This is a genomic window from Nibribacter ruber (assembly GCF_009913235.1).
Lineage (GTDB): Bacteria > Bacteroidota > Bacteroidia > Cytophagales > Hymenobacteraceae > Nibribacter > Nibribacter ruber.
Window position 1 is genome coordinate 1,298,958 of record NZ_CP047897.1, and the last position, 21,424, is coordinate 1,320,381.

Here is a 21,424-nt window from a genome sequence, read left to right on the forward strand (position 1 = left end):
GTTTTACTTATGTGACTACCAAAGGAATACGAGGTTTGAAACTGGAGCGTTTCTGAGCAAAAATGTCGCAAGGCATTACCCGCAAAAACAGAAAGGGCACGCTTGGCGTGCCCTTTCCTACAAATGAAATTGTGGTTGTTAATCTTCTCTGCGGTACTGCTGCCGGCGGCGGGCGGCGTCTTGGTGACTGTCATTGCCCTCGTTTTGCTCGCGCTCCTGGGCGCGGCGCTCATCATGCTTGGTGTAGGCATCCACAATGCTTTTCACCAATCTATGGCGCACTACGTCATCAACGGTCATCTCCACGAAACCAATGCCCTGCACCTCCTTCAAGACGTTGATGGCCTCAATAAGACCAGACTTCTGGTTGCGCGGCAAGTCAATCTGGGTTCGGTCACCGTTGATCATCACTTTAGAGCTGGGGCCCATGCGGGTCATGAACATCTTGATCTGCATAGGCGTGGTATTCTGAGCCTCATCCAGGAGCACAAAGGCGTTGTTGAGCGTGCGCCCGCGCATGTAGGCCAGCGGAGCAATCTCAATCACCTTGTTCTCATAATAGTACTTGAGTTTTTCAATCGGAATCATTTCCTCCAGGGCGTCGTAGATGGGGCGCAGGTAGGGATCTACCTTGTCCTTCATGTCGCCGGGCAAGAAACCCAGGCTCTCGCCGGCTTCCACCACAGGTCTGGAGATGATGATCTTCTTCACCTCTTTGTTTTTGAGCGCGCGCACGGCCATGGCCACCGAGATAAACGTCTTACCAGAACCAGCCGGACCTAGGGCAAACACCAGGTCATACTTGTTGATCATGTCCACCAGCTTCTGCTGGTTAGGCGTCTTGGGCTTGATCACGCCGCCCTTGCTGCCGTACACAATCACGTCCGGACTGGTGATGACCACATCGTCCTCAAAGTCGTTGTCGGCGGTCAGGAACTTGTGAACGCTTTTGTCCGTGATTTTGCCAAACTTGTGGTAATGTTCAATTAGCGAAGAGAGGATCTCATGGATCTTGGTGATCTCCGGCGTCTGGCCCTGGATCTTGATCTCATTGCCCCTTGAAATGATTTTGCTGCTAGGAAAAGCGGCGGCTAATTGCTTTATGTTTTGATTCTCTGCCCCCAGGAAGTCTATCAAAGAGATATCCTCAAGGGTTATCGTTTTTTCTACCAAAGGCTTTGTTTGTTTAAAAGGGTTATGAACCAATCTACCGAAAAAACAGTAGTTTTGTTATGAAACATATATAGAATTTTTAAAGTTCTTCTGACCGACCGTTCCCATGGGTTTTATCACTTTCCTGTCTGATTTTGGCACCACAGACCACTATGTGGCCGCAGTTAAGGCTAAGATCCTGACTATCAATCCCGCACAAGTCATTGTAGACATCACCCACCAGGTAGAACCTTACAACATTGCCTACGGGTACCACGTGCTCAACTCCGTTTTTCAGGACTTTCCGGTGGGCACGGTGCATTTGATAGCCGTAGATACCCACGGAAGCAAGCAGGGACGGTTTCAGGTGGCTCGCCACCAGGGTCATTATTTTGTATGCGCAGACAACGGCCTGCTTTCCCTCTTAACCGACGGCGACCCAGAGCAGCTCATAGACCTGCCCATGCAGCCAGACTCTCCCTCACCGGCCAGAGACATTATGGTACCGGCGGCGGTGGCTTTGGCCCAGGGCGCTTCCATGGCCGAGGTAGGCGAACTGGCAGACGGCATGTTGCAACTGATCAACCGCCAACTCAAGCTCAATGACCATTCCGTATCTGGGCACGTGGTGCACGTAGACCATTACGGCAACCTCATCACCGACATCACCAAAGACAGCGTGGAAGCCATCGGTCACGGACGTCCGTTCCTGGTCAAGTTCGCCCGCGAAAAAGTAGACCGCATGTACTCGCGATTCAACCAGGTAGGCGAAGGTGATTGCGTCATCCTCTTCAATCGCCAAGGCTTCCTAACCATCGGCATCAACAAAGGCCACGCCTCAGAACTTCTGGGCATGTACTTTGACTCTAGCGTAGAGATCCAGTTCGCGCAAAACGCCAATTAATTAAGAATTAATAGTTCTTGGTTGTATAATGCACTGGGGACCGTTTTTGGCCTGTTTTCTGAAAAAGAAGCTAAAAACGCCCAATCCGTCAGCAAGTTTGCAGTTTGTTGGTTGAATGGAGCAGGCTCCTAAACATGCGTGACCATGCAAACGGTTACCATGGCGCAGGCGTCCGCCTGTGTCAGAACACGTTGGGTATCTGATAGGAATGCAGACATACACCGTTTTGGGCTGTTTTCTGGGAAAGAGGCCAAAAACGGCTTTAGGTTTTTAGCCAGCCCCTGCCTGGTTTACCCACAAGATCCTTTCAGGATGACAGAGTAAGTGAGTGTTTGAGTGAAGGAATGCTTGAAAAAGTTTGTCGCCCAAGCGGAGCTTAGTTCTTAATCAACCTTATTACTAATTTTGAATTTCTAATTTCCAATTAAAGAGAAATGTTAATCAGAATAGTGCGCATGACGTTTCATCCAGAGAAGGTAGAGGAGTTTCTGGCTATCTTTCATGCCTCTAAACACAAGATTGCAGCCATGCCGGGCTGTCATGGCGTTGAATTGCTACAGGACTACCATCAGGCTAATATTTACCATACATACAGCACCTGGGATTCTGACGATGCCTTGAATCAATACCGACAGTCCACTTTGTTCGGGATGGTCTGGAAGCCTACTAAAGCCTTGTTTTCAGCCCCAGCCCAGGCCTTTTCCATGAAGAAGGGATAAGAAGACCTTTGTATCTTCCTGCTGTCCACTTACGTCTAGTATAATAAACCTCACACCTAGCCCACCTACACTGTGAACTACTTTAGCTTTTACCAGATACCAGAAAGCTTCCTCCCCGATGAGAAGGCCATTCAAACCAAATATTACGCCCTCAGCCGCGAGTACCACCCCGATTTCTACACGCTGGAGCCTCAGGAGAAACAGCAGGAAATCCTGGAGAAGTCTACCCTTAACACCAACGCCTATCGCACGCTCTCCAATTTTGACAAGCGCATGCAGTACATCTTGGAGCAGCACGGGATGTTGGAAGAAGGCGGCGCCAATGACCTGCCTCAGGACTTTTTGATGGAAGTGATGGAGCTCAACGAGCTGCTCATGGACCTGGAAATGGAGTACAACTCCACCACCTTTAAGATTGTCTCTGACCAAACCGGTGAAATTGAGGGCCATATCAAGTCTGAGATCTGGCCGGTGCTGGAAGCCTATGAAACTTTTCCCCCTGAAAAACAGGCAGAAGCGCTTAAGCAGATAAAAAATTACTACTTAAAAGAGCGCTACCTCTTGCGTATAAAGGAATCATTGAATAAGTTTGCATCCTCTTCTGACAGATAAACCAATCAAAACGGTTTCTCATTCAGAATCTACCAAACAGTAAATGCCCAGATGGCGGAATTGGTAGACGCGTTGGTCTCAAACACCAATATCTTTGATGTGCCGGTTCGACTCCGGCTCTGGGTACAGAAACAAAATAAGCCGCTGATAATCAGCGGCTTATTTTGTTTATAGGTGGCAAAATATGTAGTTAAAAACCAATAATACAAACTATATCACCTAACTTTTCTGCCTGGTGGTCAATTAACCTGAATCACAATCTTACCGAACGCACCCTGGTTTAGATGTTCGTATGCTTTCAAGGCATCTTCGAATGGATAGACTTTGTCAATCACTGGCTGTATTTTGAGCTGTTGGAATGCTTTGACCACATCTTCCAATGCTTTGCGGTGGCCTACGTTGATACCTTGCACACGTACACGTTTAGCGAGCAAGGTGAAAAGATTGACCTCGGCCATCATGTCTTTCAGGAACCCGATGATGTAGATATTGCCCTGCAGTGCAACAGCCTCCAATGATTTATTCACGTTGTCACCGCCTACTACCTCCAGTATGTGTTGTACACCCTCACCGTTGGTCAGCTCTAGGACTTTCTTTTCCCAGTCCGGATTCTCCACGTAGTTGATCACATCAGTCGCTCCCAGTGATTTTATCTTTTCGGCTTTGGCATTGCTGCTGCTGGTGGCAATGACCCTTGCCCCGAGTGCCGCCGCAATTTGAACTGCCGATACCGACACCCCACCGGTACCCAGCACCAATACCGTATCACCGGCTTTAATATTACCGTACTCCACCAACGAGAACCATACCGTCAAAGCAGCAATAGGCAAACTGGCAGCCTCTTCATAGGTCATATAGTCAGGTGCCTTCACCGTCGCATCTTCCTCCAAGAGTAGGTATTCCGCCAACCCGCCGTCTTTCGGACCGCCAAGTGCCGACGGCCCATAGTCCTGGTTGGGCGCCCCATCGAGCCACTTGATGAACATATGTGATATCACGCGGTCCCCGGCCTTGAATTTTGTTACGTTGTCCCCAATGGCAACCACCTCTCCTGCGGCATCAGATACTGGGATAAACGGTTCAGTCATCAGGTGCGGCAGATAAATCCCGTCAGCGACTGCCTTATCCCTGTAGTTGAGTGACACTGCTTTCACTTTGACTAAAACCTGACCTGGCCCAACGGTGGGGACAGGTAATTCTACCCGTTTGATGTTATCAAGCCCGGGACCTTGCCTTTGCCATGCTTTCATGGTCGATTTGTGATTTCCCATTGTATAATCTCTAAACTAATTCTTATTGGTTGACAAGCATTTTACTAGGTCAGGAAGCTGTAGTCCCCCCTGATGAGGTACATCCTCCTTAATTTTTTAAGCCCTTAGCTGAGGCCGAACGGTTTAAGGCGACAATTTCCTCGTGTGGGGGTATCGGGTCGACCTGGAAGTTATTAAGTTCAGCCATGACAAAATCCCTTGCCGCGGGTGCCTTGCCCTTTTCGGCTCTGGCCAGCGCTTCTTTTAGCTCACCCGCGTTCAGTTCGGTGCAATAGGCGGGAGTGCCCGGCTCCTGTCTCCAGGACTCGGCAAGGATCCCGCCGCCCACAGCATCAAAGCCTGTCTGGTCTACCAGTCCTGCGGCTACTTTCTTGTGTTCCTCATTATCACCCGCAATTGAGATAGCTATTCTGCCTTCCTCCCCGGTAGCCTTCCCTTTGTGTTTCAGGGTGTACTCCATGATGTTGTTGAACACCTTGACAACCGGTCTTCCAAGAGTTTCAGAGATGTACTCGCTTTCGGTCTTGCCTTGTAAGCCGGGCAGCTCGCCATCGCGCAGAGGGTAATAGTTTGAGGTATCCATAATAACGACCTCCTGCGGCACGCCCAGGAGCAGGTTTTTCGGAAGGTCCGTATACGCCTTGAATGGGATGGAGAAAATAATGGCTTCCACGTCCTTCACCACCTCCTCTAAGGTAGCCGCCTCGGCGCCCAGATTGGTAGCAATTTCTTTGAGAGTGGACATGTCCCTAGTGTTGGTCACCTTTACCTGATGTCCGGCAGAGGAGAATTTTTTGGCCAGTATGCTCCCGATGGCACCGGTCCCAATGATTCCTATTTTCATATATGTGAAGTTTAGAAAGTTCTCTTATAAAGCTTTTGCTCGTCGGTCCGTTCCGGCAGACCGTTGATGGCACGGGCAATGTCTACCCCATGGTCAACGAACCCCTCAGGGTAATTACCTGACATAATAATTTTGAAAAATTCATCGCCGTACTCCCCCATCTTGCTGAACAGCAATGCCTGCTTGTCCCTCAAGGTTTCCCTTTCAGCCGACTTCCGCGCCTTGACGAGCTCGGGCAGGGTCAGGTCCGTGCAGTACGCCGGGGAGCATGCCTGCTGGCGCCAAGAGTCCTCCAGCGGCCCGGCATCCAAAGCGTCGAAACCATCGTCATCCACAAGGCCCAGCACTACGTCTTTGGACTTTTGCTCGTCCCCAGAGACGGCCAGGGCGATCCGGCCCTCGCTCCCCTTCGGTTTTCCTCCCGTGGCCAGGCTGTAGGCACCTATGTTGCTGAAGGCTTTCACCACTGGACGGCCGAACTGCTCCTGCACCCAGACACTGTTCACTTTCCCGTTCTCCACTTCCTCCACGATACCGTCCCGGTTAGGCCAGTAGTTGGTCGTCTCCACGATCACTACATCGGCACCGATCTTGCCCTCCAGGGTTTTTGCCAAGTCAGGGATGTTACCGAACGGGATAGATAAAACAAGTACATCCACATCTTTTACCACATCCTCCATTTCTACTGCTGTTATACCGGCGGCATCCGCGATGGCTTGGATGCTGGCCACCCCTCTGGCATCTGCGAGGGTGACTTCGTGTCCTGCGGCCTTAAAATTTCTTGCTAGGCCCTTGCCGATCACGCCGGCACCAATGATTCCTATTTTCATATTCTTAGTCGTTTATTTTCGTTGGTTGATTTTATCTGTATTAAACACGCGGGTCAATTCCATACTGTTCCGGCGCACCGAGGTGCCCCCGTAAGGTCTTGCTTTCATAGTCCTGGTGGAAGAGCCCACGCTCCTGTAGGATCGGCACTACCTCGTCCACAAAGGCGTCAATCCCGTCTGTATTAACGTCGGGCGAGATCCAGAACCCATCAGCCGCGCCTGCCTCAAACCAGGCCTGCATGTGGTCGGCGGCCTCTATACCCGGCCCTACGATCACGGGATGGTAGTCTATCACGCCGTGGGCTAGTATATCGCGCAGGCTCCAGCCTTCTTGCGCAATCTTCAGGGCATGGGACGAGCGTGGGTCGTAAGGAGATGGGCGGGCAACGGCCAACTGGGCTTTGGAGAGCGGCTCGTCCAGTCGGGTGGGATCAAGCGGGATGCCCAGCATCTGTTGCAGGTAGCCCACTCTTTCCGGGAATAAATCCCCCGTCAATTGAATACGCCGATCCAGCGCCGTGCGCCTGTCCTTGGCAATGGTGGTCATCAGGCCCGGGATGTATTTAATCTCATCGGGGTCGCGCCCGTAGCGTTTGGCGGCCGCCCTGAAGGCGTTGCGCTGGGCGCGGGCGTCCTCAATGGTGAAGGCCGCCCCAATCACCGCATTTGCAAAACGGCCGGCCAGCTCATGCGCGTTGGGACTGCCACCAGCGTGAAAGATGATGGGCTGGCCCTGCTCGGATGGAGGAATATAGAGCGGTCCCCTAGAGCCGACATATTTGCCTTTCAAGTTAACCGGGACAATCTGGTCCTTCTTGGCGAACTGGCCAGTTTCTTGGTCGTGCACCCAAGCGTCTTTTCCCCAACTGCCCCAAAGCGCCTGAATGAGTTGAATGACCTCATGTGCGCGGCCATAGCGCTCTTCGTTAGAGGGAATAACCCTTCCATAGTTCGCGGCCACATCGTTACCGCTGGAGGTGACCGCGTTCCAGCCTGCCCGCCCGTGGCTCATAACGTCCAGTGCTTTGAACTGCCTGGCCAGGTTGTAAGGCTCGTTGAAGGTGGTGGACCCCGTGGCGACCAAACCGATGCGTTCGGTTTCTCGCGCCACGGCGGCCAGGGTGAGCATCACATCCAGATTGAAGCTAGGCGACTCGGTCTCTATGTCCGTCAGCATGGCGCCGGGGCCGTCAGGAAGGAATATGAACTGGAACTTGCCCCGCTCGGCTGCCTGCGCCTGTTTTACCCGGGCGTCGAAACTGATGTAGTTCTTTGGGTCTACCCCCGGCATGCGCCAAGCCCCCGGCTGGGAGCCGTATCCGTTCCCGAGATGGAGGCCGATAAGCATCTGCTTACCAGAAGCAGGAATGTTATGTGTCTTTTCTTCTGAAGAGTCCATGATTCTGCTGTGCTTTACTGAAAGCTATGGTTGACCTGACTGGAAAACCTTTTGCAAATTTACGGATATTTACTTTCCTTTGTAAAGTGCTTTCCAAAAGGAAAGTGAAAATACTTAATTGGAAGACGTATGGCCAATAAAATGGGGTACCTGTCCTGCCTAGACACGGTGAAGCCGGTGCGGGACGCGATAGACGTGATAAACGGGAAGTGGAAGCTGCCCATCATCATTTCTGTGATGACCGGCAACGAGCGGTTCACCGACATCCAGGAGAGTATTCCCGGCATCACGCCTAAGGTATTGGCGAAGGAACTAAAGGACTTGGAACAGCACCAGCTGATTAAGAGAGTAGTGATAGAGGATTACCCTGTCAAGATTCTTTACAAGCCCGAACCCTACGCCGATACCTTGACACCGATCATCGACGCTTTGAAGGGTTGGGGGCTGAACCACCGTAAGAGGATATTCAGCAAGACATAAACTAGCCTTTATTTTATTAGCCCTAAACCCTTTATGACGAACTACCGCATAAAGAATAGGTGGCAGGAAAGGTGGCAAAACTTAGGGTAAATTATGTTTACATTTAGTAAACAATATCAACAACAATTATAACGGCCTCCAAACTTGTGCTTACAAGAACCTAAAAATGGTAAAAACCCAGTGAAGAACGGCTCTGGGTACATTTAAGAAATAAGCCACTGAAAATCAGTGGCTTATTTCGTTTATAGGTGGCAGAGATGGCAGCGGAATACCTATTAAACAACAATCGCCTCCAAGAGAGGCGATTGTTGTTTAATATAGAGTTATAATAAAAGCAGGTTTAGGTTTTGAAATTTTGCTTTACAAGATCAGTTGTACCTTTCCACTTGAGATTTGATGTCTGATTGGTCAAAGTGAGCCCGCTTTTCAATAATCTTTCCCTCTTTGATGGTTAACCACATACACAGAGAGAAGCGGACAAAATTCCCTTTGGGCTCAATGCCGAACGCTGGCATTTTTGTGTGCTTCCCTTCAAAAATCATGTAGGCGGCCACTCTATCACCCTCGGCCAGGATGTCCAGAATGCGGAAGGAAAAGTCTCCAAACGCATCAAAGTTCTTCTTCTCTGAGGCTACAAAGCCATCGGCACCCGGTATAGGGCTGTCCACCTGAAAGTAAAACACAAAGTCATCATGCAGAAACTCAGACGCGGCATCATAATCCTCGCGGTCAATGGCTTCGTAGAACCCACGGACTAGCTCTTTATTATTTTCAACATTCATTTTCAGGAAGGGTTAGAGTGTAATCAATTCACCGTCTTCAGGAATGATGACCCTATCCTGAATTCCGTTCTCCGCTACAAATTCTCTTAGTTCCTTTCTGCTCAGGATGCTGTGGTTCACTGCTTCCATATGCATGGCAATGATAGTAGCATTAGGTAAAAGCTTGCTGATTTTCAGGATGTCTTCTTTCCCCATGATGATGGCGCCCAAGCCCTCGTCCTCAAAGCTTGCGAACCCTGCGTTCACTACCACCACATCTGGCCGCCAGTTCTTCAGGTTATCCTCCACCTCGTCAATCCAGATGGTGTCACCCAGGAAGTAGATGGACTTTTCACCTTCTGCGTTGAAGTAGAAACCCGAGGCTTTCCCTAATGCCTCCGCTAATGCTGGGATAGAATAAGCTACATCTGTTCCGTGCTGGCAGTGTGTTTTCTTAAGGTTGAGACCTTCAATGTTTGCGCTCTCGCCCAGTGCCTCTACGTTGGTGAAACCCTGTGACTTTATAACGTTGGCATCGTCCTCGTTCTGCGCCATCACTTTGATATCCTTAGGAAGGACTTGCACGGCCACTTCGTCCCAATGATCAGGGTGCAAATGTGATACCAGCACGGCATCTACATCAATCAGGCTCTCCGGCTTAACTGGCATTTCTACCAGTGGGTTGCTCAGGTGCGAGTTGGCACTCCCTGGGAAACCTGGGTATCTTCCTTTCTCGGCAAAGAAAGGGTCTATTAGTATTCTCTTGCCTGCATAGTTTAAAACGGCAGTGGCATTTCTGATAAACTGGATATTAGGTGACATGACTTTTTACTTTAGTTACTAAATACATAAATACTTAATACAAAAGTACATGGCTACTTAGGGAGAGCTTATACCAGTTATATCCCAAATACTACCTTTTTGATAAGCACCCTAATCTAAGCCGTGAAATGTCTCCTAAGACGAGATGATATTTTGGTAGTCAGCTATAAACTCGGAAGTAGTCATGCCAGTTTGACTTTTAAAGAACCGCATTAAATGGTTTGGCTCTGAGTAACCTAGTGCATAAGCGATTTCACCGATGCTTTTGTCCGAATAAATCAATTCATTCTTTATTTCTGTAAGTAACCGCTGCCTCAATAGCTCTGTAGCAGTGATGTTGAACTGCTTTTTTACCGCCGCGTTCAGCGTGATGCGACTTATACCCATCATTTCGGCGTAATCATTTATGCGTTGGGCTTCCTTGATATGTGACTCCATCAACTTCTTGAAAGTGTAGGCGTGATTGGAAGTATCAACTTGGAACGGCAGGTTATTTTGAACCGCGTAATCCCGGTTAAGGCGCTGCAGTAAATAGTAGATCAGGGAGCGAATAATATGGGCACTATCTAAATTTGGCTGAACTAGCTCTGCTTTTACCTCTGCAAGGATGTTGCTGATACTTTGGGCCTGTTTCTCTGTAGAGTTGAGGACAAGTGGATATTCGTGCTGGTAGAAATAAAGCAGGCGGTAGGTGAATAACTTATCTGTGAAGAATTCATTCAAGAAGTCTTCCTGGAAGATAAGAATAGTAAAATCCAATCGTGAAAGATCCAGGCTCCACTTTTTCTTTTGGAATGGGGAAACAAACAGGATGGTATTGTCTTCAATTTGAATGCGCTGATTATCTAAGAAAAGCTGCCCACTCCCTTTTCTAAAAAACAAGATTTCAAAATAGTCCGCATTATGGACAGAGGGTAATAAGTATTCTTCTGCCACTTCATTACCATTGATGACGTTGATCAGAAAGTCAACGCCGCATTCTGTTTTATTGAACTTAATGGTTTTCAATCTATTAGTTAATTTATACAGCTTTATTAATACTACTAAACCTAATCACGGAATAAAAGTTGATACCTTTTTTGCTGAACATGCTTTGTAAGAAATCACCACTTCTACAAAGAGCAGAATTATTTGGGATTAATATTTATCTTTCATAAAGGCTGGGTGGCAGAATAGGTGGCAAAACATCAGCTAAAATCAGTTAACGTATATTAAGGCTTGTTAAAAACCTGCATAAGGCACTATAAACGCATATTTTTAGATACTTACAGCCGTTAAAAACCCACGGAAGAACGGCTCTGGGTACTAAAACAAAAAAGCCACTGAAATTCAGTGGCTTTTTTGTTTTGATGGGATGTTTGAGGGGAGATTACAGTTTTAATTCAACACTGATTCAGCAAATTATAACCCTGATTATATTATCAACTATACATTAAGCTACCATTGAGTATTTCTTTAAGATTTAAGATATAGCTGTGTACTTCTAGTAGTATTGGTTTACTTGGCAGATGAACACCCAATATTTCAAGACTTTTCTCCTAGGCACCGTCTAATGTGCCATGTAGTCAACCACTTTAGCGCAGAAGTTCCTCTGCTCTTTTCCGCACTTCGCGATCCATCCACTTCTCCTTTGATAGCCTCCTCAACGTTAAGCGTGTCCAGTGAGCCCACCTTGGTAGATACTGAGTCAATGCCCGTGTGGCGTTCAAATTCTGTATTAACTATATCCCTGGCTGCGTTAGTAGCGGCATCAGTGGCTGCTGTTGTAACTGATTCACATGAAGAGGCCATAAAAGCAACAATGGCAAAAGGAGCAATATTTTTCATAATGTCTAACTATAGGGCGAAGAGGGATAACCTTTAAAGATGGAGAGGCCGCAGCATCAATCGTTTTTGAGATGAAATTGGAAAGGTCTCACCGTCCTGAGCGTAAGGCCGTCAGCCTACCTGGGTTAGTAGATCTTGATGCAGGTACTTAACCTGGAGAACGACCCTATAGCGAATTTAGTGTCTTCCTCCTGCCATGGCACGTGCCTCCTATCAGGGAGCGTCTGCAAAGCGGGCTTTTCATTCGGGGGTTGCCTGCCGCTCCATTGATGATGATTGGCCGCTTTTTTATGAACACTATATAAAAAGGCGGAACGAATTGGGTATGTAGTTATCCTAATAGAAGAAACCCGTTCAAGCGGCAATGTAGAAAGCTAAGATTGTCTTTCTACAGAAAAAAGGCTGTTAAACAGGGCTTTGAGCCTAAGGCAATTTCCTCACGCTACTTTAAGTAAACATTCTACAGGTTAGACTTCTGGAAGCTTGTTTGTGAGTTATTCTTAAAATGAAAAAGGAGCAGCTGTGACAGCTGCTCCTTAGTAGTTATACTTTATTAATTTTTGTTACTTCTGAATAGTGAACTTGATGGAGTACGCAGGCGCAGTGGCTGTACCAACTTTGTCCTTAGTACCTGTGTAAGTGGTAGCACTTAGCGTATAGCTTCCGGTTTTGGCTGACCATGAATTGTAGTCACCATTTCTATCATCTCCAAACAGAGCATAAGGCACTACGTCATCCAATCTGGTCTTGCTGTCTGCCCCAGACAAGTTGAATTTCACAACACCTGCAGTAGACTTGCTGGTATTTGCTCTGATGTTGAACTTGTAGGTACCCACTTTGCTGATATCAATCACGCCGCCATTAGCAATGGTCATGATATCTTTATTTGTGGAGGCATTTACCAGCGTGAAGCTTACCACTTTCTGAACGTCTGTAGTGGTGGTGGTGGTTGTGGAACCAGTTGTACCGCCAGTAGTGGTAGTTCCTCCGGTAGTAGTAGTAGTACCGCCAGTGGTAGTGGTAGAGCCAGTAGAAGTAGATCCTGAAGCAGTACCAGAGGTCATGTCAGCGAAGGTGGCGTTGCTGTTACCTACTCTAATGTTATCCAGGTAAAGAACGCGGTTGCTTACAATAGACTTGTCATATTTGAAGGCAGACTTATAAAGACCTACTTTCCATTTCGGCAATACGTCATTGTACATGTTACCACCGGTGATGGTTTTCACCTTTGCGCCGTTGATCCAGATTTCCACTAATCCGTCAGAACCGTAAGAGTGGATGAAGTGCAAAACAAACTCAGTCCAGGCGTCTTTCTTGATGGCACCTAAATCATGCAGCTTTCTTGTCTCCGGAGTGTTTCCTACCTCAAAAGTGATTCTGTCTTTGTCAGTTCTAAGTGAGGTAGACGGGCTACCGCTCTGGTACCACTGGTTGATGATCTCGCGCTCTGTGTCATACTCATAGCCCTTGGAAGGGAAATAGGCGGCAAAAGAATACCAGGTGTTTTTGGTGATGTCACCTTCTGAGCCTTTTACAATAGTCACCTCAGATCTTTTCCCGTCCTGCACCAACGGCTGGTCTTTTCTAATCTCAAAGCGGGCGGCCTTGGTGCCTCTCCATACCGGCGTGCTCACCACCTGGAAAGCATAGTCCCAAGAACCTATCTCCTTGGCATGAGCAGTAGAGAAGGGCGAAGATCCTTCCAAGGTCTCCTCAAAAATAAGGTTGCTTGACAGGTTGGATGTGGCAGAAACTTCTGCGTTTGGGGCCATTTCATCTAATTCATTCTTATCACAAGAGGCTGAGATGAAACCTACTAGCAATGGCAATACGATATATTTGGTGTTAAACTTCATGTGAAATAGTTAATAAAGGGGTTTATTTAGGGATAGTGGGATGCAGCCCAGACTCCATGAAATAATTGGGTAGTCTAAGCGTTTAAAAAACAGCCAGAAAGGATTCCTGACCTCATTACTCTCCTTCTAAAAGTGCCTCATATACGCCTATCTGTTTTTAGTTTCTTCTCTCTATCTTTCTGCACAAAACCCAGATTTAACATCTGTACCCAGTGAGCATAATTAGGATTTTACCCTCTTTAAGCAATTAATAATTTTCTTTGGGTTATTGCAACCATCTTATTATCAATTCCGTAGCTACAAAGTTAGAAACATTATGTTTATATTTTTCAAACACCCTCCACAATTACCAAATTGTATTCAAATGTTATAAAAAAGCCTTAATTTTCTTTATTAAAACCAACACTTTCTTTAAATAAGCCAAAACCTTTTCCTAGGGCCCAATTATAGCAAAATATTACTGACCAAGTAGTTACAATAATTTAAAGGGTAAATCGTTGCCAAAATTCAGCTGTTTCTAGCAAAAAAACTCTTACCTGCCCAAACATATATTGAACGATACCAAGAACGCTTTTTTAATACCAATAATTAGATTAGCATTTAAAAGGACATCGCGCAGTGCTACACTTCATCAAATCTATTGCTAACCTACTGACCTACAAATCCTTAATCTTCACCTTTATGCTTTCAGAAAGTATCTACCTGGATGTGACTATCGCTGGAACTTAATGCGGCAAGTCATGGTCCTAAAAGACCCTGATTACACGTAGGTGGTGCTGTAAAAAAGAGAACACTCACCCTCTTATGTAGGGCGTTAAAATCACCCCTGCAAAACACCAACCAAAGAATGGTGCACAAAAAAAGGCGCTCCAGCTAATGCCAGAGCGCCTTTTAAAGGGTCAGAAGAATTACACTTACATCTTCAGTTCTTCCAGTACCAGGTTAATGGTTTGCGTTTTTTTGTCATAATGGTACATGCACACATAGCCGGGCTTAGATTGCAAGGCACCGGTTTTGGCATCGTCGGGGCTGATAGAGGTATACTGCGACAGCTTTTTGGTCAATGGTATCTTGGTGGTCTTGGAAGCCTCACCCATCTTAATGGAAGAAACGCCCACGTACGGGTTTCCTTTGCCCAACGTAGCATCTTCAAAATTGCTATACACAATCACCTGCTCATCTGAACCCTGCAAGCGGGTGGTGAAGTCAAAGGTAAACATCTTGTATTTTCTAAGATAGTAGGCCAGAGAAACACCACCCAAAGAAGCAATGCTGCCATCTACGTAAATAGACTTATACGGCTTCTCAATCTTATTCACGTCCAGGGGCTTACCCATCTTGTCATAGTTAAAGATGATGTAATCCATCACGGTAAATCCCCAGGGAATGGAGGCGCTGTTGCCGCCGGCCGCCATGGCCAGAACAGTACCAGCCTTCACCGTTTTCCTGAACGTCTCGGCTACAATCTGGTAATCGCCTTTGGCGTCTTCTACAATCTCATGAAACAGAACCTTAGGCTTAGACCCTATGCTAAACTTGCGCGAAGTGGCTTTTAGCGTATTCTGGATGCCGTTGTCCCAGTCCATGGTGTTGTAGGCTAGCTTCTCGCCGGTGCTGGACAGCTTCATGAAGAAGATACCGTCAGAGTTCACCGCGTCCCATCTGTCGCCGTCAAAGTACATGCCCGCCGTGGTGATGTTGCCGCTCTTGTCAATCAGGAACGCAGAGGGAATGCCGGTTACTTTGCCGTCAAATAGTGGTTGCTCAAACTTCTTTTCGCCCGCTGTGCCGTCAAAAGACACAATCTTGCCCAGCACTTTGGTTGAAAAAGCATTAGGGCGCTCAGCCGTGATGGCCACCAGTTGTCCGTTGCCCGCTTCTACCGCCTCAATAGCGATCATGCCACGATCATTGGTCACTGTCTTCTCCCAGATGGGCAGCAGATTGCGATCCAACTTCTCAATGCTGTAGCCCCATTTCTTTTCTTTTACAGATTGGGTCACAAAGAAGCCGTCACCGTCCATGGAGGGATAAATAGCGGTGCTGCCGGCGGTAGCCAACTTTCGGTTCTGGCGCACCTCCTGCTTGATCAGGTTGCCTTGCTGGTCTACGGTCACAAACGTGTTCTGCGATTTAGAAAAATCAGAGAAGGCAAACAGGAAGTCCTGGCCGTTGAATTCGCCGCCAATCAGTTTTGAGGATCTGGTAATGGTGATGGGAGTTTTCTTGATGAGGTTCAGGTCCAGGTCAAAGATTTCCAAAATGAACTCCATCATGCCGTTTTTGGCCTTCTCGTTCACATAAAACGTGTAGTAGCCTTTGTCTTTGATGGCTTCCACGCCCCTGAACTCGGCTTTTCGGACGCCGCTAATCTGGGCCTGCTGTGCATAGCCTGCCGCGCCCACTAGCAGCATGGCTGCCAATGCAAGTAAATGTTTTCTCATACGGTAATAAAGGGTAAGGTAAGGTTGGTAAGGAGTTGACTTAGAGTTGGTGTAAATTCTGCTGATACAGGCGAAAACTGGAAAATTCTAGCTTTGCCGAGGTATTTGTTGACTAACATAGCAGCGCCATGATTGGAAAAGCACTTCCGCGGGGTTCATGCCAAGCCATTTTTGTCGCCCGAATGGCAAAATCAAACAAGCTCTAAGTTTTACTAATGCAAAATAGGACAATCTGATTTAATCTTTAGATACTCAGTTTGTTTTCTTACAAGAAAAGCTAAAATTTACCTTTGTTTTTCATCAGTCACCAGACCCAGGCATCTGTCCCGCGCAGCGCACATCCATATGAACTTCTTTTCTTCTAACGCCAAGCTACTCCTGCCCTGCCTGTTGTTGTTTCTTTCCTTTAAAACCCTTGCTCAGGGAAGAGAGGAAACCTTCTGGCCCAACGGCAACCCCAAAGTTCTAGGTTACTATGATGACAAGCACTACAAAGACCGCGAGTGGAAGGAATGGTATGAGAACGGCCAGCTCAAGCGGTCAGAGACCTTTTACAGAGGCCGCCGAAACGGAACCGTCACCGAATACTATGAGAACGGCCAGTTACGGTACCAGCAGAAATACAAGCCCAGCGTAGACTTCAACGGGTCCATTGTAGTGGATGGTCCATGGGTGGAATACTACGCCAACGGCCAAAAAATGAAGGAAGGCCTTTACCTGAACGGCGGCCGCGAAGGCCAGTGGCAGGAATGGTATGAGGATGGCAAACCCCAGAAGAAAGAGTTCATCCTGCAAAAGAAACGCAACGGCCAGTACCAGGAGTGGCACCCCAACGGGCAGCTCAGACTTGCCGGCACCTATGTTCAGGACAATAAACAGGGCCTCTGGCAAGAGTGGCACCCCAACGGCCAGATCGCCAAAGAAGAAACCTATGACCTCAACGGCACCGTGGCCGGCAAGTCTGTGAGCTACTATGCCAACGGCCAGAAGAAAGCCGAGGGCCTCTACCACCTAAGCACCAAGACCGGAGAATGGCAAGAATGGCACGAGAACGGCCAGCCCAGAATCAAGTCTTTCTACAGCGCCTACGGGCTGGATGGTCCCTATGCCGAGTGGCACCCCAACGGCACCAAGAGCCTGGAAAGTCATTACCTACAGGGCAAGCTCCACGGCACCTGGCAAGAATGGTTTGAGAACGGCCAACCCAAGACCATCGGGTTTTACAAATACGGTCTGCGTGATGAGAACTGGCAGGTGTACAATCCAGAAGGCCTTAAAACCAAGGAGACGGTCTACCAGAACGGAAAGAAGAAAAGCGAAAAGAACCTCTAGCTTCTCACCAGAAAATGCTTGAAATTTTGATGGCCAACCAAGCAGCACCAATCTAACTATTTGTCTCCTCAAAGTGCTTAAAAGCCGTTTTTGGCCTGTTTTCCAGAAAATAGGCCAAAAACGAAATTTCCATTACCAACGCTTTATTGGACCGCTAGCAACGGCATTTCTACTGCATCCCAACCTCAACCCTATGAAGAATATTTTTGAACCCGCCATTTCACAGGAAATCATCCAACGCATAGAACAGCTCACGCCAGAATCTACCCCGCAATGGGGTACCATGACCGTTGCGCAGATGCTGGCGCATTGCAACGTCACCTATGAGATGGTCTATGAAGACAAGCACCCTCGGCCCAACCTCTTCATGCGGTTTCTCTTGAAACTGCTGGTAAAAAACTATGTGGTCAATGAGAAGCCCTACAAACACAACAGCCACACCGCCCCGCAGTTTATCATCAAAGAAACCAAAGACTTTGAGGCAGAGAAAGCCAGGCTAGTTCAGCACGTCTTGCAAACGCAAGCCTTGGGCGAAGCGCATTTTCAGGGCAAAGAATCTCATTCGTTCGGGCCGCTCACCAGCCAGGAATGGAACAACATGTTTTTTAAACACCTGGACCACCACCTGCGCCAGTTTGGGGTGTAAGGTACCCGCCAGGCGTAGGCAGACGGTCGTTTTTGGCCTCTTTTTCAGAAAATAGGCCAAAAACGACGCGCTGGACAAGCAGTAAGCAATCGTTTAGACTCTTTCCAAAAATAGAGTACCTACCACCCTAAACGTACATGTTGTCTCTTTTGGATTTCTAAAAAACAACCTTGTCGCCGGCAGGCCAGAGGCGCTTGTGTGACATTTGTCACCTACCTTGTCCCTAGAAGAGGCCACCTTTGCCCAAGCCTTCCCTCAATGCAAGCGTGCCAGGAAGCGTTGAAGAATTGCGGCGGCAATCCAATGAGGATTGCGCCCTGGTACACGCCCGCAAGTAAAAGAAGCACGTACTCTTTTAGACCAACCACTTTCTTGACCATGAACCAAGACACCATCAGTCTCATTCAACAGAAGTTTCCGCAGTTTGAACCGGCTTTGCTGCAAGAAGTGATACAGGCGGGCGTCATCAAGCACCTGGAGCCCGAGGACGAGGCCCTGCGCACGGGTCAGTTTTTGACGTCTAATGTTTTGGTGCTAGATGGCCTGGTGAAAGTCTACCGCGAAGACGAGGAAGGCGACGAGTTCCTGATGTACTACCTGGAGAGCGGCAGCGCCTGCGCCCTGTCCATGATGTGCACCGCCCGCAACGAGCAGAGCCAGGTCATGGCCAAGGCCGTCACGCCCTCGGCGGTGCTTATGATTCCGGCGCACGTCTCTGAGTTGTGGCTGGCCAAATACCCCAGCTGGCATACGTTCATCATTGCCTCCTACCGTGCCCGTTTTGACGAACTGCTCCAGACCCTGGACAGCATCGTGTTCAAGGGCCTGGACGAGCGTCTGGTCTTCTACCTCAAACGCCATCAGAAGGTGATGGGCAAGGAAGTGCGCCTGTCGCACCAGCAGATCTCCGAGGAGCTCAACACCTCCCGCGAGGTCATCTCCCGGCTCCTCAAAAAACTGGAGCAGACGGGGGCCGTGGTGCTGCACCGCAACTTCATTGAAATAATTAATCTGAACCTATTCTAGGTATGTGACAATAGTCACTGTACCCGCCTGGCTCCTGCTCTACCTTTGTATTGTTCATTCACCAACCTCCCCAAGAAATGGAAATACTAGGATACGCGGCGGCATTGTTAATCGGGATTTCCCTGGGACTTACGGGAAGCGGCGGCTCCATTCTGACGGTTCCTATTCTGGTCTACCTCATCGGCTTGACGCCGGTCACGGCCACCGCCTATTCCCTGTTCGTGGTAGGGTCCACCAGCCTGGTGGGGAGTTTTAAGATGTACCGCAAGAAGCTGGTGAGCTTTAAAACCGCGCTGGTGTTTGGCATTCCCTCTCTGCTGACCGTGCTGTTCACGCGCGCCTTTGTCATCCCGGCCATTCCAGACACGCTCTTCACCGTGGGCGCGTTTACGGTCACCAAAGACATCATGCTCATGGTTCTTTTTGCCGTCTTAATGGTGGCCGCCTCCTATAGCATGATTCATAAAAAGAAATCCAAATCCCCTAAGGAGACCGCCGCAGAAATCCGCTACCTGCCGGTGATGGGGCAAGGCATGCTGGTGGGCCTCATCTCTGGTTTGGTGGGCGCCGGGGGCGGGTTCCTGATCATTCCGGCGCTGGTGCTGTTCACGGGCCTGGAGATGAAGCTGGCGGTGGGCACCTCGCTGTTCATCATCGCGGCCAACTCTCTGTTCGGTTTCCTGGGCGACGTTCTGCATTCCCATATTGACTGGGTCTTCCTGCTGGCCTTCTCCTCCCTTTCCATCGCCGGCATTTTCATAGGCACGGCCCTGTCCACCCGAATCGACGGCGAACGTCTCAAGAAAGGCTTCGGCTGGTTCATTCTAGCGATGGGCGTGTACATCATCGCCAAAGAGCTCTTCTTTTAATTTATCTCAAGAACCTGGCCCTGTGTAACCTAAGTCACTGACCAGACCTTTCCTGGCCTGTACCTTTGTACTATAAATTTCAACCACCAAAAACAAAACACCATGTTAGTAGAACAAATATATACCGGCTGTCTGGCGCAAGGCGCCTACTATGTAGAAAGCAACGGCGAGGCCGTGATCATTGACCCGCTCCGCGAAACCCAGCCCTACCTGGACAAGGCCGAAAGCCGCCGCGCCAAGATCAAATACGTCCTGGAGACCCACTTCCACGCCGACTTCGTGAGCGGCCACGTGGATCTGGCCAAGGCCTCGGGCGCGCAAATCGTTTTTGGGCCCAACGCCGAGACCAGCTATGAGGCCTACATTGCCCAAGACGGCGAAGAGTTGAAGGTAGGCGATGTGACCATCCAAGTGCTGCACACCCCCGGCCACACCATGGAATCTACCACCTATCTCCTGAAAGACGAAAACGGCAAAGACTACGCGCTCTTCTCCGGGGACACCCTGTTCATTGGAGACGTGGGCCGTCCAGACCTGGCCGCCAAGTCTGAGTTAACCCAGGAGCAACTGGCCGGCCACTTGTTTGATTCGCTTAGAAACAAGATCATGCCCTTGGCGGATGACGTGCTGGTGTACCCCGCGCACGGCGCGGGCTCTGCCTGCGGAAAGAATATGAGCAAGGAGACCTTTGACACCCTGGGCCACCAGAAGGAAACCAACTACGCACTGCGCGCAGACATGACCCGCGAGGAATTCGTGAAGGAAGTGACAAACGGCCTTACCCCTCCGCCCAGCTACTTCCCGCTCAACGTGCAAATGAACAAGCAGGGCTATGCCAACATAGCCGACGTGCTGGAGAAAGGCCTGCAGGCCCTGAACCCCGAGGCGTTTGAGGCGGCCGCCAACGAGACCGGCGCTTTGGTGCTGGACACCAGAAAGCCGGAGGACTTCGCCAAGGGCTTCATCCCCAACGCCGTCAACATCGGCATTGACGGAAACTTCGCACCGTGGGTAGGCACCTTGATCCCAGACATCAAGCAGCAGATTCTGCTAGTGACGGAAGAGGGCCGTGAGGAAGAGGTAGTGACCCGTCTGGCGCGCGTAGGCTATGACTACACCATCGGGTATCTGCAGGGCGGTTTCAATGCCTGGCAAGCCGCGGGTAAGGAGACAGACGCCATCGCGTCCATCTCGCCGCAGGAGTTTGAACAGCGCTACAAGCGGGACGGCAACTTAAAAGTAGTGGATGTGCGCAAGCCCAGCGAGTACCAGTCTGAGCACGTGGAGACCGCCAGCAACGCCCCCCTGGATTACCTGAATGACTATCTGGCAGAAATCCCGAAGGACCAGCAAGTGTACCTGCACTGCGCCGGCGGGTACCGCTCCATGATTGCGGCCTCCATCCTGAAAGCCCGGGGTTATGACAACCTGGTGAACGTGCAGGAAGGCTTCAAGGGCATCTCGGGCACCAGCGTGCCTAGAACCGCCTTCGTGTGCCCTTCTACCCTTAAGTAAGTAAAAAGTCCAGCGCCCACGTTCATTCATTGTCTTGGGTGCTGGCACTACTTACCAACAATTTTGCCAGCGTGACATAAGTCACTGAACCAGGGACCCAGAACCCCGACCTTTG

Annotated in this window: 19 protein-coding genes and 1 tRNA gene; 10 read left to right on the top strand and 10 right to left on the bottom strand. The window is 49.1% G+C overall.

The genetic code is table 11. The features are described 5' to 3' along the window. Window positions 1-138: 138 nt before the first annotated feature. On the bottom strand, window positions 139-1,173 hold the full coding sequence (locus GU926_RS05485; RefSeq protein ID WP_160689788.1) for a PhoH family protein: 1,035 nt from the start codon (window positions 1,171-1,173) through the stop codon (window positions 139-141). A 106-nt stretch (window positions 1,174-1,279) separates the two neighbouring features. Here GU926_RS05485 and GU926_RS05490 point away from each other — a divergent pair, with 106 nt between their 5' ends. From GU926_RS05490 to GU926_RS05505, 4 genes are all read left to right on the top strand, one after another. Further along, window positions 1,280-2,056 carry an SAM hydrolase/SAM-dependent halogenase family protein gene (locus GU926_RS05490; protein WP_160689790.1) on the top strand — a complete coding sequence of 259 codons (777 nt, stop codon included), beginning with the start codon at window positions 1,280-1,282 and terminating at the stop codon, window positions 2,054-2,056. Window positions 2,057-2,490: 434 nt separating this feature from the next. Beyond that, window positions 2,491-2,775, top strand: coding sequence for a putative quinol monooxygenase (locus GU926_RS05495; RefSeq protein WP_160689792.1), 285 nt, complete (start codon window positions 2,491-2,493; stop codon window positions 2,773-2,775). Window positions 2,776-2,847: 72 nt separating this feature from the next. Beyond that, window positions 2,848-3,387 (top strand): DnaJ domain-containing protein, encoded by a 540-nt coding sequence (locus tag GU926_RS05500; RefSeq protein WP_160689794.1) that lies wholly within the window; start codon window positions 2,848-2,850, stop codon window positions 3,385-3,387. Window positions 3,388-3,432: 45 nt separating this feature from the next. Continuing rightward, window positions 3,433-3,513, top strand: a tRNA-Leu gene (locus GU926_RS05505). A gap of 113 nt (window positions 3,514-3,626) precedes the next feature. On the opposite strand, the gene GU926_RS05510 is transcribed toward GU926_RS05505, so the two are convergent. From GU926_RS05510 to GU926_RS05525, 4 genes are all read right to left on the bottom strand, one after another. Continuing rightward, entirely contained in the window at window positions 3,627-4,637 is a 1,011-nt protein-coding gene (locus GU926_RS05510) for a zinc-dependent alcohol dehydrogenase family protein (RefSeq protein ID WP_160689796.1), read from the bottom strand. 109 nt (window positions 4,638-4,746) lie between these two features. Continuing rightward, complete coding sequence (locus GU926_RS05515; protein WP_160689798.1) at window positions 4,747-5,502, bottom strand: NADPH-dependent F420 reductase; 756 nt, start codon at window positions 5,500-5,502, stop codon at window positions 4,747-4,749. Window positions 5,503-5,513: 11 nt separating this feature from the next. Then, window positions 5,514-6,332 carry an NADPH-dependent F420 reductase gene (locus GU926_RS05520; RefSeq protein WP_160689800.1) on the bottom strand — a complete coding sequence of 273 codons (819 nt, stop codon included), beginning with the start codon at window positions 6,330-6,332 and terminating at the stop codon, window positions 5,514-5,516. A gap of 40 nt (window positions 6,333-6,372) precedes the next feature. Beyond that, window positions 6,373-7,731, bottom strand: coding sequence for an NtaA/DmoA family FMN-dependent monooxygenase (locus tag GU926_RS05525; protein WP_160689802.1), 1,359 nt, complete (start codon window positions 7,729-7,731; stop codon window positions 6,373-6,375). Between the two features lie 141 nt (window positions 7,732-7,872). Here GU926_RS05525 and GU926_RS05530 point away from each other — a divergent pair, with 141 nt between their 5' ends. Next, window positions 7,873-8,211: a winged helix-turn-helix transcriptional regulator gene (locus GU926_RS05530; RefSeq protein WP_394350776.1), complete on the top strand. Its 339-nt coding sequence runs from the start codon at window positions 7,873-7,875 to the stop codon at window positions 8,209-8,211. A 368-nt stretch (window positions 8,212-8,579) separates the two neighbouring features. Here the strand turns inward: GU926_RS05530 and GU926_RS05535 are convergent, their stop codons facing one another. The 5 genes from GU926_RS05535 to GU926_RS05555 all read right to left on the bottom strand — a co-directional run bounded on the left by GU926_RS05535 (window position 8,580) and on the right by GU926_RS05555 (window position 15,921). Further along, entirely contained in the window at window positions 8,580-8,993 is a 414-nt protein-coding gene (locus tag GU926_RS05535) for an ester cyclase (RefSeq protein WP_160689806.1), read from the bottom strand. A gap of 12 nt (window positions 8,994-9,005) precedes the next feature. Further along, a complete protein-coding gene (locus tag GU926_RS05540) occupies window positions 9,006-9,794 on the bottom strand; it encodes an MBL fold metallo-hydrolase (protein WP_160689808.1) in 789 nt (262 codons plus the stop codon). 135 nt (window positions 9,795-9,929) lie between these two features. Then, window positions 9,930-10,802: an AraC family transcriptional regulator gene (locus tag GU926_RS05545; protein WP_160689810.1), complete on the bottom strand. Its 873-nt coding sequence runs from the start codon at window positions 10,800-10,802 to the stop codon at window positions 9,930-9,932. A gap of 1,382 nt (window positions 10,803-12,184) precedes the next feature. Continuing rightward, complete coding sequence (locus tag GU926_RS05550) at window positions 12,185-13,477, bottom strand: polysaccharide lyase (protein WP_160689812.1); 1,293 nt, start codon at window positions 13,475-13,477, stop codon at window positions 12,185-12,187. 914 nt (window positions 13,478-14,391) lie between these two features. Further along, window positions 14,392-15,921: a DUF6770 family protein gene (locus GU926_RS05555; protein ID WP_160689814.1), complete on the bottom strand. Its 1,530-nt coding sequence runs from the start codon at window positions 15,919-15,921 to the stop codon at window positions 14,392-14,394. A gap of 345 nt (window positions 15,922-16,266) precedes the next feature. Between GU926_RS05555 and GU926_RS05560 the strand changes: the two genes are divergently transcribed. The 5 genes from GU926_RS05560 to GU926_RS05580 all read left to right on the top strand — a co-directional run bounded on the left by GU926_RS05560 (window position 16,267) and on the right by GU926_RS05580 (window position 21,309). After that, window positions 16,267-17,253 carry a toxin-antitoxin system YwqK family antitoxin gene (locus GU926_RS05560; protein WP_160689816.1) on the top strand — a complete coding sequence of 329 codons (987 nt, stop codon included), beginning with the start codon at window positions 16,267-16,269 and terminating at the stop codon, window positions 17,251-17,253. Between the two features lie 193 nt (window positions 17,254-17,446). Beyond that, window positions 17,447-17,899: a DUF1569 domain-containing protein gene (locus tag GU926_RS05565; protein WP_160689818.1), complete on the top strand. Its 453-nt coding sequence runs from the start codon at window positions 17,447-17,449 to the stop codon at window positions 17,897-17,899. Between the two features lie 378 nt (window positions 17,900-18,277). After that, on the top strand, window positions 18,278-18,925 hold the full coding sequence (locus GU926_RS05570; RefSeq protein ID WP_160689820.1) for a Crp/Fnr family transcriptional regulator: 648 nt from the start codon (window positions 18,278-18,280) through the stop codon (window positions 18,923-18,925). Between the two features lie 77 nt (window positions 18,926-19,002). After that, window positions 19,003-19,794, top strand: coding sequence for a sulfite exporter TauE/SafE family protein (locus GU926_RS05575; RefSeq protein WP_160689822.1), 792 nt, complete (start codon window positions 19,003-19,005; stop codon window positions 19,792-19,794). Window positions 19,795-19,896: 102 nt separating this feature from the next. Next, a complete protein-coding gene (locus GU926_RS05580; protein ID WP_160689824.1) occupies window positions 19,897-21,309 on the top strand; it encodes an MBL fold metallo-hydrolase in 1,413 nt (470 codons plus the stop codon). Window positions 21,310-21,424 lie beyond the last annotated feature (115 nt).

What these genes read in the sequence shown, in the direction of transcription:
- GU926_RS05525 (WP_160689802.1), bottom strand. Translation starts at nt 7,731, where the DNA reads ATGGACTCTTCAGAAGAAAAGACACATAACATTCCTGCTTCTGGTAAG.
- GU926_RS05520 (WP_160689800.1), bottom strand. Translation starts at nt 6,332, where the DNA reads ATGAAAATAGGAATCATTGGTGCCGGCGTGATCGGCAAGGGCCTAGCA.
- GU926_RS05570 (WP_160689820.1), top strand. Translation starts at nt 18,278, where the DNA reads ATGAACCAAGACACCATCAGTCTCATTCAACAGAAGTTTCCGCAGTTT.
- GU926_RS05565 (WP_160689818.1), top strand. Translation starts at nt 17,447, where the DNA reads ATGAAGAATATTTTTGAACCCGCCATTTCACAGGAAATCATCCAACGC.
- GU926_RS05580 (WP_160689824.1), top strand. Translation starts at nt 19,897, where the DNA reads ATGTTAGTAGAACAAATATATACCGGCTGTCTGGCGCAAGGCGCCTAC.
- GU926_RS05560 (WP_160689816.1), top strand. Translation starts at nt 16,267, where the DNA reads ATGAACTTCTTTTCTTCTAACGCCAAGCTACTCCTGCCCTGCCTGTTG.
- GU926_RS05530 (WP_394350776.1), top strand. Translation starts at nt 7,873, where the DNA reads ATGGGGTACCTGTCCTGCCTAGACACGGTGAAGCCGGTGCGGGACGCG.
- GU926_RS05515 (WP_160689798.1), bottom strand. Translation starts at nt 5,502, where the DNA reads ATGAAAATAGGAATCATTGGGACCGGTGCCATCGGGAGCATACTGGCC.
- GU926_RS05535 (WP_160689806.1), bottom strand. Translation starts at nt 8,993, where the DNA reads ATGAATGTTGAAAATAATAAAGAGCTAGTCCGTGGGTTCTACGAAGCC.
- GU926_RS05550 (WP_160689812.1), bottom strand. Translation starts at nt 13,477, where the DNA reads ATGAAGTTTAACACCAAATATATCGTATTGCCATTGCTAGTAGGTTTC.
- GU926_RS05540 (WP_160689808.1), bottom strand. Translation starts at nt 9,794, where the DNA reads ATGTCACCTAATATCCAGTTTATCAGAAATGCCACTGCCGTTTTAAAC.
- GU926_RS05555 (WP_160689814.1), bottom strand. Translation starts at nt 15,921, where the DNA reads ATGAGAAAACATTTACTTGCATTGGCAGCCATGCTGCTAGTGGGCGCG.
- GU926_RS05510 (WP_160689796.1), bottom strand. Translation starts at nt 4,637, where the DNA reads ATGAAAGCATGGCAAAGGCAAGGTCCCGGGCTTGATAACATCAAACGG.
- GU926_RS05490 (WP_160689790.1), top strand. Translation starts at nt 1,280, where the DNA reads ATGGGTTTTATCACTTTCCTGTCTGATTTTGGCACCACAGACCACTAT.
- GU926_RS05575 (WP_160689822.1), top strand. Translation starts at nt 19,003, where the DNA reads ATGGAAATACTAGGATACGCGGCGGCATTGTTAATCGGGATTTCCCTG.
- GU926_RS05495 (WP_160689792.1), top strand. Translation starts at nt 2,491, where the DNA reads ATGTTAATCAGAATAGTGCGCATGACGTTTCATCCAGAGAAGGTAGAG.